Origin of the sequence: Pseudomonas sp. FP215 (assembly GCF_030687795.1) — a bacterium.
Classification (GTDB): Bacteria; Pseudomonadota; Gammaproteobacteria; order Pseudomonadales; family Pseudomonadaceae; genus Aquipseudomonas; species Aquipseudomonas salmasensis.
Window position 1 is genome coordinate 347615 of sequence record NZ_CP117447.1, and the last position, 13671, is coordinate 361285.

A 13671-nucleotide genomic window follows, 5' to 3' on the forward strand; every position below is an offset into this window, starting at 1 on the left:
GACGATGTCATTCGTCGTCTGAGCTCTGGCTGGCACTGTCGGCGAAGTTCAGGCCGTGTTTTCGCAGTTTGTCATGCAAGGTTTTGCGCGGCACGCCCAAGGCTTCGGCGAGGCTGCGCACGGAGCTGTGGGGGCGGGTCAGTTCGGCGGCGATCAGGCTTTTTTCGAACTGTTCGACTTGCTCGCTCAGGCCTCCTGGCGTGGAGGTCAGCACGCCGGCGGCGGGATGGTCCTGGGTGTTGTCCAGGGCCAGCTCCAGGCCGAGGGCGAAACGCTCCGCGGCGTTTTGCAGTTCCCGCACATTGCCCGGCCAGCTGTGGCGCAGCAATAGCGCGCGCTGGCCCGGTTGCAGTTCGTGCAAGGGCAGGCCGTGACGGCTGCTGGCCTCGTCGGCGAAATGCTGGAACAGCATCAGCGCATCTTCACCCCGTTCACGTAGCGGCGGGATGCGCAGCGGCGCCACATTGAGGCGGTAATACAAGTCGGCACGGAAGCGGCCCTGGTCGGCGGCCTGGCGCAGGTCTTCCTTGGTGGCGGCGATAATGCGGATATCCAGCGGGATCAGCTGATTGCCACCCAGGCGTTCCACTACGCGCTCCTGTAAAAGGCGCAGCAACTTGACCTGTACATCCAGGCTCATGCTTTCAATTTCATCCAAAAACAGCGTGCCGCCATTGGCAAACTCGAACTTGCCGATGCGGCGCTTTTGCGCGCCGGTAAACGCGCCGGGTTCATGGCCGAACAGTTCGCTTTCCACCACCGATTCCGCCAGGGCCCCGGCGTTGATCGCGACAAACGGGCCGCTGCGTCGGCTTGAGAGGTCGTGCAGGGCGCGGGCGACGACCTCCTTGCCTGCCCCGGTTTCGCCGAGGATCAGCACATCGGCCTTGGTCGCGGCCAGTGCACCAATTTGCTCGCGCAGGCGCAACATCTGTGGCGAGTGCCCTACCAGGCGCGTGCTCAGTTGCTGGCGATCGCTGAGGGCCAGGCGCAGGCTGCGGTTGTCCAGCACCAGCCGGCGCAGGGCCAGGGCACGGCGCACGCTGTCGAGCAGCGCGTCACTGGCAAAGGGTTTTTCCAGAAAGTCATAGGCGCCGGCACGCATGGCCTGCACCGCCAGCGGTACATCGCCGTGGCCGGTGATCAGCAGCACCGGCAGGTCGGGGTCCTGGCCGTGCAATTCGGCCAACAGTTCCAGGCCGTCCATGCCGGGCATGCGGATGTCGCTGACCACCACGCCTGGCCAGTCGCGGGACAGGCGTGCGGTGAGCCCGGTGGCTTCGCCCAGGGGCAGGACTTTCAGGCCGGCCAGGTCCAGGGTCTGGCACAGGGCCTGACGCAGGTGTGGATCGTCGTCGATCAATACCACCTGAATCGAGTTGTCGATACTCATACACTGCGGTCCTCGGACGGTTGCAGACTGACGCCCGGCGAGCCGGCACGCAATTTCAAGGTTAACAGCGCGCCGCCCTCCTTGTGGTTGGCGAACAACAGTTCGCCGCCAAAGGCGCGCATCAGGGTGTCGCAGATCGCCAGCCCTAGCCCCAGGCCTTGGGTGCGCGTCTTGGTGGTGTAGAACGGCTCACTGGCGCGGCCCAGGGCTTCCATGCAAAAGCCCGGGCCGTTGTCGCGAATATACAAGTTGACGCCTTGGGGCGTGGTTTCGGCACTCAGCCAGAGTTTACGTGGCGGGCCTTTTTCGGTGAGAGCATCCAGGGCATTGGCCAGCAAGTTACCCAGCACTTGGCGCAGGCGGGTTTCACCGGCCTGCACCCACAGGGTCGCCTCGGGCAGGTCGCGGATCAACTCCACCTCCATCGAACGCCGACGCTTGGCCAGTAATGCCAGGGCGTCATCCAGTGCCGGTTGCAGGGCCACGCTCTCCGGCGCGTGCCGGTCACGGCGGGCGAAGGCGCGCAAGTGGGCGATGATCGAGGCCATACGCCCGGTCAATTCGCTGATCAGCTTGAGGTTGCCACGGGCATCATTGGTGCGCTCATGGTCGAGCAAAATCTCGGCGTTTTCGGCATAGCTGCGAATCGCCGCCAGTGGCTGATTGAGTTCATGGCTGATACTCGCCGACATGGTGCCCAGCGCCGAGAGTTTACCGGCCTGGACCAAGTCGTCCTGGGCGCGCACCAGTTCTTGCTGGGCGTGCTCGCGCTCCAGTACTTCCTGTTTCAGGCGCCGGTTCAGGCCCTCCAGGTCGCTGGTACGCTCGGCCACGCGCATCTCCAACTCGCGGCGGGCCTTGGCTTCGAAGGCGATGCGTTCCAGGTAATGCCGGCGGCGCTGCATCAGCAACCCCAGCAACAGCATCAGCACCAACAATGTGGCGCCGCCTACCGCGACGACCGTGCGCACCGGACGGTTGATCAGCGAGCGCGGCGCGAGGATTTCCACGTTCCAGCCGGTCTCGGCGATGGCCGTGGATTGGCGCAGCCAGGCGCTGCTACTGAGGCTCAGCGGCTGCGGGTCGCGGGTGGGGTAGGGCTGGATGGCAACGATGGCCTCGCGCTCTTCGGCGGTTAGTGGCCGAGTGGCGCGGAATCGCCATTGCGGGCGTGAGGTGAGGATCACCACGCCGTTATGGTCGGTGACCAACAGTTGTTCCGGGGTATTGCCCCACAGGCTTTCGGTGTGGTCCAGATCGACCTTCACCACCAGCACGCCGATGATGGTGTCGCCGTCACGTACCGCGGCAGCGAAGAAGTAGCCGCGCTTGGCCGAGGTGGTACCCAGGCCGAAGAAACGCCCTAGGCGCCCGGCCATGGCCTCGCTGAAATACGGACGGAAGGAGAAGTTGCGCCCGACAAAGCTGTCTTGTTTGTCCCAGTTGGACGCGGCGAGGGTCTTGCCGGTGGTGTCCATCAAATACATCACCTCTACCCCGGCCTGGGCGGCGACGTCCTTGAGCAACTGGTTGGCACTGACCAGGTGGGTGCTGACGTGGGGCGCGTCCAATGCGGTGCGCAGGGCCGGCAAGTCACCGAGGATTTGCGGCAGTATTTCGTAGCGATGCAGGGTGCCCAACAAGTTGGCGACGTAGAGGTCGAGGGTCTGGCGGTTTTGCCCGGCCAGCTCGCTGCGGTAATAGCGCTCGGCCAAATGCTCCAGCGGCCACAACAGCGGCGCCAGGCACAAAGCCAGCAGGGCGAGGCTGCGCCAGCGGGGTCTTCGCGGAAGGGGTGGGGTCATGGACGTCGCGCCTGTGGGTACAGGCGCATTATGCCTAGTGCTGCTGTGCAAGACACTCGTGCAATGCGTCTTGCCACTGTGGCTGGCTGACGTGCCATTGTTGTTGCAGGCGCGTGCAGTCCAGGCGCGAGTTCAGCGGGCGCTTGGCGGGGGTCGGGTAAGCGCTGGAAGGGATCGGCTCCAGCTCGGCACAGGCCTTGCCCTCGGCGCGCAGTTGCTCGCCAATGGCTTCGGCAAAACCGAACCAGGAGGTTTCACCCTGGGCAGTGAGGTGGTAAACACCCCAATCCCCAGCCTTACCGGCCTGCCACTGCTCGATCAGCACGCGAGTGCTGTTGGCGATGGTACCGGCCCAGGTCGGCGCACCGATCTGGTCGGCCACGATGCGCATCTGTGGTTTTTCCTGCAGCAGGCGTTGCATGGTCAGCAGGAAATTCTTGCCATGGCTCGAATAGACCCAGCTGGTGCGCAAGATCAGGTACTGGCCACCTACAGCCGCAATCGCCTGCTCACCCGCCAGCTTGCTCTGACCGTAGACTCCCAATGGGTTGGGCGTGTCGTCTTCGGTGTAGGCAGCAGGTTTGCTGCCGTCGAACACGTAGTCGGTCGAGTAATGGATCAGCGGGATACCCAGCGCCTTGGCTTCCTCGGCGAGGATGCCGGGAGCGATGGCATTGATGGCAAACGCAGCGTCCGGTTCGCTCTCGGCCATATCGACGGCGGTGTGGGCCGCCGCGTTGATGATCAGGCCAGGGCGATGGGCGCGCACTTGCTGGCGGATGAGGTCTGCGTCTGCCAGGTCAAGTTGCTTGCTGCCCAGGACGATAAGTTCGCCCAGGCCCTGGAGCCGCTGCTGCAGCTCCTGGGAGACTTGGCCGTGTTGGCCGGTGATGAGGATTTTCAGAGGCGCCATCACAGGAATAGATCCGCGTCTTTCAGGGTTTTACCGCTCTGGTCCTTGGCGGACAGCGTCGGGGTGCCATTGAGCTGCCAGTCGATGTTGAGATCCGGGTCATCCCAACGGATACAACGCTCCGCAGACGGCGTGTAGTAATCCGTGGTCTTGTAAAGGAATTCGGCGTAGTCGCTCAGCACGACGAATCCATGGGCAAAGCCTGGTGGAATCCATAACTGGCGGTTATTTTCTGCCGATAGGCGTACGCTGGCCCACTTGCCAAAATGCGGCGAGCTGCGGCGGATATCCACCGCCACGTCCAATACTTCGCCGGCAGTCACACGCACGAGTTTTCCCTGAGCGTGTTCTACCTGGTAGTGAAGACCTCTCAGCACGCCTTTTTGCGAGCGCGAGTGATTATCCTGCACAAACTGCAGTTGTAACCCGCTGGCTTTTTCAAACGCGCGGGCATTGAAGCTCTCATAAAAAAAACCGCGCTCATCGCCAAAAACCTTCGGCTCGATGATCAATACACCGGGCAGCTCAGTGGCAATCACGTTCATTTAGTGTTTCCAGCGAGCATATACAGGTACTGACCATAGCCGGTCTTGCCAAAGTACTTGGCACGCTCCAGCAGATAATCACGATTGATCCAGCCATTTTCGTAGGCTATCTCTTCCAGGCAGGCCACTTTCAAGCCCTGGCGGTGCTCGATGGTCTGAACGTAAGTCGAGGCTTCCAACAGGCTGTCGTGGGTGCCAGTGTCGAGCCAGGCGAAACCACGGCCGAAGCGTTCAACGTGAAGATCGCCACGCTGAAGGTAGGCATTGTTGATGTCGGTGATCTCCAGCTCGCCGCGTGGCGAAGGCTTGACCGCTTTGGCGATCTTGATCACGTCGTTGTCGTAGAAGTACAGGCCGGTCACCGCGTAGTGGGACTTGGGTTTAGCCGGTTTTTCTTCGATGGACAGGGCGCGGCCTTCGCTATCGAAGTCAATCACACCGAAACGCTCAGGGTCTTTGACCCAGTAGCCGAACACCGTGGCGCCCGAAGGACGTTCGGCGGCGGTGCGCAGTTGATCGCCAAAATGCTGGCCGTGGAAGATGTTGTCCCCCAGGATCAAGCACACAGGGTCATCGCCAATGAACTCTTCGCCGATGATAAATGCCTGGGCCAGGCCGTCCGGCGAAGGCTGCTCCGCGTAGGTGAAGCGCACGCCGAACTGGCTGCCATCGCCCAGCAGGTTCTGGTATTGCGGCAAGTCCACTGGCGTGGAGATCACCAGAATGTCCTTGATCCCCGCCAGCATCAGTACCGAGATCGGGTAGTAGATCATCGGCTTGTCATACACCGGCAACAACTGTTTGGACACGCCCAGGGTAATGGGGTGCAAACGCGTGCCGGAACCGCCGGCCAATACAATTCCCTTCATCATGCGATCAAATCCTTCACGTCAGTATTGCCCAGTCGTTCACCTTGATAACTGCCGTCCTGGACCCTGCGGCACCATTCCAGGTTATCGAGGTACCACTGCACGGTTTTGCGCAGGCCGGTCTCGAAGGTTTCTTCCGGGACCCAGCCCAGTTCGCGTTCGATTTTGCTGGCGTCGATGGCGTAGCGTTGGTCATGGCCTGGGCGATCCTTGACGAAGGTGATCAGGTCAGTGAATTTCTCCACGCCGGCTGGGCGTTGTGGCGCCAATTCTTCCAACAGGGCGCAGATGCCACGTACCACGTCGATGTTCTTCTGCTCGTTGTGGCCGCCGATGTTGTAGGTTTCGCCCACAACCCCAGTCGTGACCACTGTGAGCAGCGCACGGGCGTGATCCTCAACGAACAGCCAGTCACGCACCTGCAGACCATCGCCATATACCGGCAGTGGCTTGCCCGCCAGGGCGTTGAGAATCACCAGCGGGATCAATTTTTCGGGGAAGTGGAACGGCCCGTAGTTGTTCGAGCAGTTGGTCAGCAGCACAGGCAGGCCATAGGTGCGCTGCCAGGCGCGTACCAGATGGTCGGACGCGGCCTTGCTCGCGGAATACGGCGAGCTCGGTGCGTAAGGCGTGGTCTCGGTGAAGAGGTCGTCCACGCCGTGCAGGTCGCCATACACCTCGTCAGTGGAGATGTGGTGGAAACGGAATGCGCTTTTTGCCGGCTCTGCCAGCTTCTGCCAATAGGCGCGCGTGGCTTCCAGCAGGCTGTAGGTGCCCACGATGTTGGTCTGGATAAAATCCGACGGACCGTCAATAGAACGGTCCACATGGGACTCGGCCGCCAAATGCATGATCGCATCGGGTTCGAAGCGTGCGAGCACGGCGCTGACGGTGGCCTGGTCGATGATATCGGCCTGGACAAACTCATAGCGGCTGTTGGACGCGATGCTGGCCAGCGACTCGAGGTTGCCGGCGTAAGTCAGCTTGTCCAGGTTGAGCACTTCATGCTCAGTGTGTTGAATCAAGTGCCGGATCAGGGCCGAGCCAATAAATCCGGCACCGCCGGTGATGAGAATACGCATGTCGAGGGCCTTTTCCTTAGACGGACACTGGGCGAAAGTAGCATAGCTTGAGTTGTGAATCGGGCCGGCGCAAGTGCCGTGAGCAGAAGGGGTTGATTAACGCCACAGAACAATGGCGATATAGACGCCTGAAAAATCAAAGGTCGTCACAATGTCGTTAGCCACGTTGACCCACCGTGCCAGCTTGCCTTGCCCACAAGTCACCCCCGAGCAGGCAGCACACCTGCTCGATCGACACTATGGATTGGCGGGCAAATTACGCTCATTGGGCAGTCAACAAGACCTCAACTACAGAATTGACAGCACGCGGGGCCGTTTCGTTCTGAAGATCTGCCGGGGTGACTACGCCGCGGTTGAACTCCAGGCCCAGCATACGGCCCTCAACAACCTGGGTACGCATGCCGGCTTGCGCGTGCCCAAGGTCATCCAGACCGTGAAAGGCGAGGAGTTGCTGACGGTCAACGTCGATGGCCAAACCCTGCACCTGCGGCTGTTGGACTACATCGACGGCCAGCCCCTGACGCATTTGCCCCACCTGAGCCGTGCCGTGATCGAAGGCTTTGGTGAGTTGTGCGGGCAAATGAGCCACGCGCTGGCAGGTTTCGAACACCCTGGCCTGGAGCGCACCCTGCAATGGGACCCGCGCCACGCCCAGGCATTGATCATCCACCTGCTGGCGACCTTGCCCGATCTGCCGCACCGTGCCGCATTGGAGCAGGTGGCCAGGCAGGTCGAGGCGCATGTCCAGCCGTTGGCGGCACGCCTGCCGTGGCAAGCGGTGCACATGGACATCACCGATGACAACGTGGTGTGGCAGCGTGATACCCAGCGGCACTGGCGTATTCAAGGCGTGATCGATTTTGGTGATCTGGCGCGCACCTGGCGAATTACCGACCTGTCTGTGACCTGCGCGTCGCTGTTGCACCATGCCGACGGTGATCCGTTTGCCCTGTTGCCGGCGATCCAGGCCTGTCACGCGGTCACGCCGTTGCAGCGCGAAGAGTTAGAAGTGCTGTGGCCGTTGATCGTCGGCCGCGCGGCGGTGTTGGTGCTCAGCAGTGAGCAGCAGCAACGCCTGGACCCGGATAACGCTTATCTGAAGAAAAACGCCGAACACGAGTGGGAAATTTTCGATATCGCCACGTCGGTGTCCTTTGAACTCATGCAAGCGGCGATTCTCAGCAGCGTCGGCGAGACACTACCGCCCGTCGCCACCCAAGACTTCGCGCCTTTATTGCCAGGCTTGGTGGGGCGCGAGTTCGCCCTGATCGACCTGGGCGTACTCAGCCCGCATTTCGAGGCTGGCAATTGGGAGACTCCCGGCATAGATCGGCGCTTGCTGGATGAAGCAGCGACGGTGCATGGGCTGGCGGCCAGTCGTTATGGACAATACCGCTTGTCGCGCACCCGTCCCGACAGTGCGCTAGAGCCCGAGACCTTCCCCCTGCATGTCGAACTGCATCTGCCCCACGGCACGGTTTTGGAGGCGCCCTTTGCGGGAACGCTGCGCGAAGGCACCGACGGCTTACTGTGTTTGCATAGCAGTGGGCTGAGCCTGCGCCTGTGGGGCGTACGCACATCACTCAAGCCCGGCGCAACGCTGGTCAAAGGGCAGGTGCTGGGCGAGGTTCAGGCGCCGTTGACCGTGCAGTTATGCCGCGCCGACCTTGAGCCACCGCTGTTCTGCACACCTTCCCGGGCGTTGGCGTGGCAGGCGTTGTGCCCGTCGCCCGCGGCGCTGTTGGGCCTGGCCTGTGATGCGGAGCCGGAACTGGACCCAGAGGCCCTGCTGGCCCGGCGGGATGCCAGCTTTGCCCGCTCCCAGAAGCACTACTACGCCGACCCACCGCGTATCGAGCGTGGCTGGCGTAACCACCTGATCGATATGCAGGGCCGATCCTACCTGGACATGCTCAACAACGTGGCCGTGCTGGGCCATGGCCACCCGCGCATGGCTGAAGTGGCAGCGCGGCAGTGGTCGTTGCTCAACACCAACTCGCGGTTTCACTATGCGGCAATTGCCGAGTTCTCCGAGCGCTTGCTGGCGTTGGCGCCGGAGGGCATGGACCGGGTGTTCCTGGTCAACAGCGGCACCGAGGCCAATGACCTGGCGATTCGCCTGGCCTGGGCCTACAGCGGCGGGCGCGACATGCTCAGCGTGCTGGAGGCCTATCACGGCTGGTCGGTGGCGGCGGATGCCGTGTCCACGTCGATTGCCGATAACCCCCAGGCCTTGAGCAGCCGCCCGGATTGGGTGCACCCGGTGACCGCGCCCAATACTTACCGTGGTGAGTTCCGTGGGCCGGACAGCGCGCCGGACTATGTACGAAGCGTGGAGCATAACCTGGCGAAAATCGCCGCGAGCCGGCGTCAATTGGCCGGGTTCATCTGTGAGCCGGTGTACGGCAATGCCGGCGGCATCTCCCTGCCAGCGGGTTACCTAAAACAGGTGTATGGCTTGGTCCGTGCCCAGGGTGGCGTGTGCATCGCCGACGAGGTGCAGGTGGGTTACGGCCGCATGGGGCATTTCTTCTGGGGGTTTGAACAGCAGGGAGTGGTGCCCGACATCATCACGATGGCCAAAGGCATGGGCAACGGCCAGCCGTTGGGCGCAGTGATCACCCGCCGAGAAATTGCCGAGGCGCTGGAGGCCGAGGGTTACTTCTTCTCGTCATCGGGAGGCAGCCCGGTCAGCTGCCGGATCGGGATGGCAGTGCTGGACGTGATGGCGGAGGAAAAGCTCTGGGAAAACGCCCAAGTGGTAGGCGGGCATTTCAAGGCACGACTGGAGGAATTGATCGACCGCCATCCACTCGTCGGTGCTGTACACGGTTCGGGATTCTATCTGGGCCTTGAACTGGTGCGTGATCGCCATACCCTCGAACCTGCGACGGCGGAAACCGCCTTGTTGTGTGATCGCCTGCGTGAGTTGGGGATTTTCATGCAGCCTACCGGGGATTACCTGAATATCCTCAAGATCAAGCCGCCGATGGTCACTTCCCGGCGCAGCGTGGATTTCTTTGTGGACATGCTGTCGAAAGTGCTGGATGAGCAACTGTGATTTATCGATGGTTATCGGCTATTTTTCGCAAATCCGAGTACCTATCATTTTTTTAGGCTATTAAAGCCGATTTTTATCCATTATAAAGTTGCCCTTCACCCCATTCGGAGCCCTGATCGCCATGACCACCCTGCACAGTACACCTCGCGCCGATGGCTTTCACATGCCTGCCGAATGGGCGGCCCAGACCCAGACCTGGATGATCTGGCCCGAGCGCCCAGACAACTGGCGTCTGGGCGGCAAGCCTGCGCAGGCGGCCCATGTGGCGGTGGCCAAGGCCATCGCGCGTTTTGAGCCGGTGACTGTCGCGGTTTCCGCCGGCCAGTATGAAAACGCCCGTGCCCGCCTGGATGTACCCAATATCCGCCTGGTGGAAATGTCCAATGACGACGCCTGGGTTCGCGACACCGGCCCCACTTTCGTGATCAACGGCAGTGGTGAAGTACGGGGTGTGAACTGGGACTTCAACGCCTGGGGTGGTTTTGACGGCGGCTTGTATTCGCCGTGGAACCGCGATTCCCAGGTGGGAGGCAAGATCCTCGAGATGGAGCGCGCACCGCGTTACCGCACTGAAGGCTTTGTGCTTGAAGGCGGTTCGATTCATGTCGACGGCGAAGGCACCCTGATCACCACCGAAGAGTGCCTGTTGAACCGCAACCGTAACCCGCACCTTGATCGTGCGGCCATTGAGGCGGTGCTCAGCGATAACCTGGCTGTGGATAAGATCATCTGGTTGCCGGACGGCCTGTTCAACGACGAAACCGACGGCCATGTGGATAACTTCTGCTGCTACGTGCGCCCGGGCGAAGTGCTGTTGGCCTGGACCGATGACCCGCAAGACCCGAACTACCCACGCTGCCACGCAGCCTTGGACGTGCTGCAAAGCAGCACCGATGCCCAGGGCCGCTCGTTCATCGTGCATAAAATGCCGATCCCGGGTCCGCTGTATGCCTCCGAAGAGGAATGCGCCGGCGTAGACCTGGTTGACGGCAGCCAGGAGCGTAATCCGACCGTGCGGTTGGCCGGTTCCTACGTCAACTTCCTGATCGTCAACGGCGGCATCATCGCGCCGAGCTTCGATGACCCGTTGGACGACCAGGCCAAGCAAATCCTGCAGAACCTCTTCCCACAACATGAAGTGGTGATGGTGCCGGGACGCGAACTGTTACTGGGTGGGGGCAATATCCATTGCCTGACCCAACAGCAGCCAGCCCCGCAGCGAAAGTGAGTGCAGTTGTAACAGCGCCTTGATGGCGTACGAGCACTGCGCCATTGCAGTGCTCCCCGCAAGCCCGCGACCCAGCCCGGTCGCGGGCTTTTTCATGCCTGTATGCCAATGAACACGGCACATTGGCATAGCTCTTGTATCGCTGTGGTTACAGTGGCCCAAGGGGGATGACCGCGCAGTTCTGTCACAAACCTTGAGTAAGTTAGCCGCTCACGCAGTAGGAGAGAGCGCTGAAATGAATGCCGATGTCCACCTGATGAACACGCGTACGTTCCACCCTTTGCGGGTCGACGGTGATGCGATCCATGCGTTGGCCCTCTGGTTGAAGGCAAACGGCTCGCGACAGGTCAGGCAAGCGCCTGACTTGCGTAGCGTGATGAGTGAGCGCTACCCGGTGGGGTTGTTCACGGAGGATGAGGTGCAGGCGTTGTGCGAGTTGATGAGCAACTGACAGAACGCCGAAATCTAAAGGTGGCAGGCTTGCCTACGATAGCGGCGTATCAGCCGACAGAGGGGATGCTGGCCCACCGCAATCGCAGGCAAGCCAGCTCCCACACAAACCGTATTTCACATGAGCTATGTCAGAAGCTGTAGGTACCGGTGACCACCAGACTTCGCGGCTCACCCGGTTGAATCTGCGCCGCACTGGTCGCTGAGGCGTAGTAGTTTTTGTCGGCGATATTGTTCAGTGCTGCCCGCACGTCCCATTCTTTCTGACGGAACCCGGCCAGCGCGTCCCAGCGGCCATAACCCGGCAGCACCACGGTGTTGAGGTTGTCGGCATAACGATCACCCACCAGGGTCAAACCGGTTTCCGCGTACCAGCCCATCTCTGGTTTCCAGGTGATGAACAGGCTGGCGTTGCGCTTGGCCACGTCGCTGATTCGTTTGCCTTCAAAGCCATTGTTGTCTTTCTCGACCTTGGCGTCCTGCACGCCCACGCCGCCGCGCACATACCAGTTATCGACGATCTTGCCGGTGGCGGTCAGCTCCACGCCGCGTGAGCGTTGTTCGCCGGTGAGCAAGGTAATGGTGCGGTCCAGCGGGTCGCTGGTGCGGCGGTTGTAGAGTTCCAGCTCGTACACGGCCAGGGTGGTGCTCAGGCGCTCGTCGAACCAGTCACTCTTCACGCCGATTTCCTTTTGCTTGGTCAGCTCCGGGCTCAGGTCGTTGGCGTTGCCGGTGGCGTTCGGCGTGATGCCGATCAGGCCGCCGCCGGCTGGCGAGAAGGTCTTGCTCCACGAGGCATAGAACGAGTGGTGCTCCAAGGGCGTCCACACCAGGCCGACGCGTGGGCTGGTGCTGTGGCTTTTCACGTTCTGTTGGATGTCGAGCAGCTTGTTGGTGGTGTCCACTTCGAAACGGTCGTAGCGCAGCCCGCCCAGCAGTTGCCACTGGTCGTTCAGGCGCAGTTGGTCCTGCACGTACAGGGCGCGGCTTTCGACTTCGGTGTGGTTGTTACTCGACAGTCGCATGCTCCCGGTGTGGCTCAGGCGGCGATTGGGCTGGTTGAGGTCCAGGCTCGGCACTGTCCTGCCATCCCGAGCGGAGTACAGCTTCGGATCGCGGCGCTGGCTGCCCAGCTCAATGCCGGTGAGCAGGCGATGTTCCAGGCCAAAGGTGTCGAAACCGCCTTCCAGCTCGAGGTTGTTGAACACGTTGCGGGTGGTCAGGTCCTGCTGCCAGTGTTGGCGGGTGACGGTGTTGGTTTTCGGGTCATAGCCGGTCTGGTAGGTATTGTCGAAATCACTGTCGAGCTTGAACACGCCGAGGGTGTGGCGCAGTTGCCAGTCGGCGTTGAGCTCGTAGGCGAGTTTGGAACGCAGGGACTGGGATTTATCGTCGATGTAATCGCCGTGGTCAAAGTAAGTGGTGCTGCGGCTCACATCCGCCGGGCGCCCGTTGACGCCCGGAATGCCACGGTCTGGGGTGCGGTTGTAGCGGCTGTATTCGTATTGCACCAGCCAGTTCAGCTCTGGAGTGAGCTGCCAGCTCATCGATGGCGCGAACAACTGGCGGTTGCCGCTGACGCCATCGCGAAAGCTGTTGTTGTCCTGGTTGCCCATGTTCAGGCGCAGGCTGATGTTGTCGGTGGGGTCGGTGCTCAGGTCGGCATACAGGCTGCGCAAATCGTTGCTGCCGCCTTGGGCTTCGATACTGGACTTTTGCCCTGGGGTGGGCATTTTGCTCACCCGGTTGACGATCCCGCCCTGGCCGCCTCGCCCGTAAAGCACGGCGGCCGGCCCCTTGAGCACTTCGATACGCTCGATGTTATGCAGGTCGCGCACGTACTGGCTGTCGTCGCGAATGCCATCCAGATAGAAGTCATTGCTGGCGTCGAAGCCGCGTATGCGCAGGCTGTCAAAGCGTGTATCCGCGCCGCTGCTGACGTTGGGGATACCGCTCAAGGCCTGGCCCAGGTCGTTGGTGCCATAGGAACGCAGGCTTTCGGTTTTGACTGAGTCGATCGCCTGGGGCACATAGCGAACAGCCGTCGCGGTGCGTGTGGCGGTGCTGGTCTCCTTGACCCGTGGGTCGTCTTCGTCTGCTTCCACACTGATCGAGGTTTCGGGCAAGACCGTGGCCGCACTGGCAAAACCGGCAGACAGCAGAACAGAGAGCCCAAGGGAGAGGGGCGTCAGGCGAGGGGCAGGCATGGGAGTGTATCCAAATGATGTGGCAGGAAAATTGTGCGCGAATGGTAATGCTTTGCATTTGCGCGTGTTATCTATTCCCTAACGCACGCCCTGTCGGATTTGTTACTTAATGTGTTTC

Annotated in this window: 10 protein-coding genes; 3 read left to right on the plus strand and 7 right to left on the minus strand. The window is 61.4% G+C overall.

Translation table 11 applies throughout. The annotated features are described in order from the left end of the window. Positions 1 to 7: 7 nt before the first annotated feature. The 6 genes from PSH76_RS01480 to rfbB are packed head-to-tail and all read right to left on the minus strand — an operon-like array spanning position 8 to position 6607. Positions 8 to 1393: a sigma-54 dependent transcriptional regulator gene (locus PSH76_RS01480; RefSeq protein WP_032894092.1), complete on the minus strand. Its 1386-nt coding sequence runs from the start codon at positions 1391 to 1393 to the stop codon at positions 8 to 10. Beyond that, a complete protein-coding gene (locus tag PSH76_RS01485) occupies positions 1390 to 3198 on the minus strand; it encodes an ATP-binding protein (RefSeq protein WP_138761752.1) in 1809 nt (602 codons plus the stop codon). The genes PSH76_RS01480 and PSH76_RS01485 overlap by 4 nt, the downstream gene beginning before the upstream one ends. Before the next feature lie 34 nt (positions 3199 to 3232). Further along, positions 3233 to 4102 carry a dTDP-4-dehydrorhamnose reductase gene (rfbD, locus tag PSH76_RS01490; protein WP_169918275.1) on the minus strand — a complete coding sequence of 290 codons (870 nt, stop codon included), beginning with the start codon at positions 4100 to 4102 and terminating at the stop codon, positions 3233 to 3235. 8 nt (positions 4103 to 4110) lie between these two features. Further along, a complete protein-coding gene (gene rfbC / locus PSH76_RS01495) occupies positions 4111 to 4656 on the minus strand; it encodes a dTDP-4-dehydrorhamnose 3,5-epimerase (RefSeq protein ID WP_044270559.1) in 546 nt (181 codons plus the stop codon). Continuing rightward, on the minus strand, positions 4653 to 5528 hold the full coding sequence (gene rfbA, locus PSH76_RS01500; protein ID WP_098949819.1) for a glucose-1-phosphate thymidylyltransferase RfbA: 876 nt from the start codon (positions 5526 to 5528) through the stop codon (positions 4653 to 4655). The genes rfbC and rfbA overlap by 4 nt, the downstream gene beginning before the upstream one ends. Then, on the minus strand, positions 5525 to 6607 hold the full coding sequence (gene rfbB, locus PSH76_RS01505) for a dTDP-glucose 4,6-dehydratase (protein ID WP_069556673.1): 1083 nt from the start codon (positions 6605 to 6607) through the stop codon (positions 5525 to 5527). The genes rfbA and rfbB overlap by 4 nt, the downstream gene beginning before the upstream one ends. 151 nt (positions 6608 to 6758) lie before the next feature. On the opposite strand from rfbB, the gene PSH76_RS01510 reads away from it, so the two are divergent. The 3 genes from PSH76_RS01510 to PSH76_RS01520 all read left to right on the plus strand — a co-directional run bounded on the left by PSH76_RS01510 (position 6759) and on the right by PSH76_RS01520 (position 11347). Then, complete coding sequence (locus tag PSH76_RS01510; RefSeq protein ID WP_138761751.1) at positions 6759 to 9668, plus strand: aminotransferase; 2910 nt, start codon at positions 6759 to 6761, stop codon at positions 9666 to 9668. A gap of 121 nt (positions 9669 to 9789) precedes the next feature. Further along, the gene (aguA, locus tag PSH76_RS01515; protein ID WP_305493503.1) at positions 9790 to 10896 is read left to right on the plus strand and encodes an agmatine deiminase; all 1107 of its coding nucleotides are present in this window, start codon (positions 9790 to 9792) and stop codon (positions 10894 to 10896) included. Between the two features lie 235 nt (positions 10897 to 11131). Next, positions 11132 to 11347 carry a hypothetical protein gene (locus PSH76_RS01520; protein ID WP_044270565.1) on the plus strand — a complete coding sequence of 72 codons (216 nt, stop codon included), beginning with the start codon at positions 11132 to 11134 and terminating at the stop codon, positions 11345 to 11347. 130 nt (positions 11348 to 11477) lie between these two features. Here the strand turns inward: PSH76_RS01520 and PSH76_RS01525 are convergent, their stop codons facing one another. Beyond that, positions 11478 to 13553 (minus strand): TonB-dependent siderophore receptor, encoded by a 2076-nt coding sequence (locus PSH76_RS01525; protein WP_305493504.1) that lies wholly within the window; start codon positions 13551 to 13553, stop codon positions 11478 to 11480. Positions 13554 to 13671 lie beyond the last annotated feature (118 nt).

Excerpts from the sequence above, each read along its gene's own strand:
- PSH76_RS01480 (WP_032894092.1), bottom strand. The coding sequence starts at position 1,393 with ATGAGTATCGACAACTCGATTCAGGTGGTATTGATCGACGACGATCCA.
- PSH76_RS01485 (WP_138761752.1), bottom strand. The coding sequence starts at position 3,198 with ATGACCCCACCCCTTCCGCGAAGACCCCGCTGGCGCAGCCTCGCCCTG.
- rfbC (WP_044270559.1), bottom strand. The coding sequence starts at position 4,656 with ATGAACGTGATTGCCACTGAGCTGCCCGGTGTATTGATCATCGAGCCG.
- rfbA (WP_098949819.1), bottom strand. The coding sequence starts at position 5,528 with ATGATGAAGGGAATTGTATTGGCCGGCGGTTCCGGCACGCGTTTGCAC.
- rfbB (WP_069556673.1), bottom strand. The coding sequence starts at position 6,607 with ATGCGTATTCTCATCACCGGCGGTGCCGGATTTATTGGCTCGGCCCTG.
- PSH76_RS01510 (WP_138761751.1), top strand. The coding sequence starts at position 6,759 with ATGTCGTTAGCCACGTTGACCCACCGTGCCAGCTTGCCTTGCCCACAA.
- aguA (WP_305493503.1), top strand. The coding sequence starts at position 9,790 with ATGACCACCCTGCACAGTACACCTCGCGCCGATGGCTTTCACATGCCT.
- PSH76_RS01520 (WP_044270565.1), top strand. The coding sequence starts at position 11,132 with ATGAATGCCGATGTCCACCTGATGAACACGCGTACGTTCCACCCTTTG.
- PSH76_RS01525 (WP_305493504.1), bottom strand. The coding sequence starts at position 13,553 with ATGCCTGCCCCTCGCCTGACGCCCCTCTCCCTTGGGCTCTCTGTTCTG.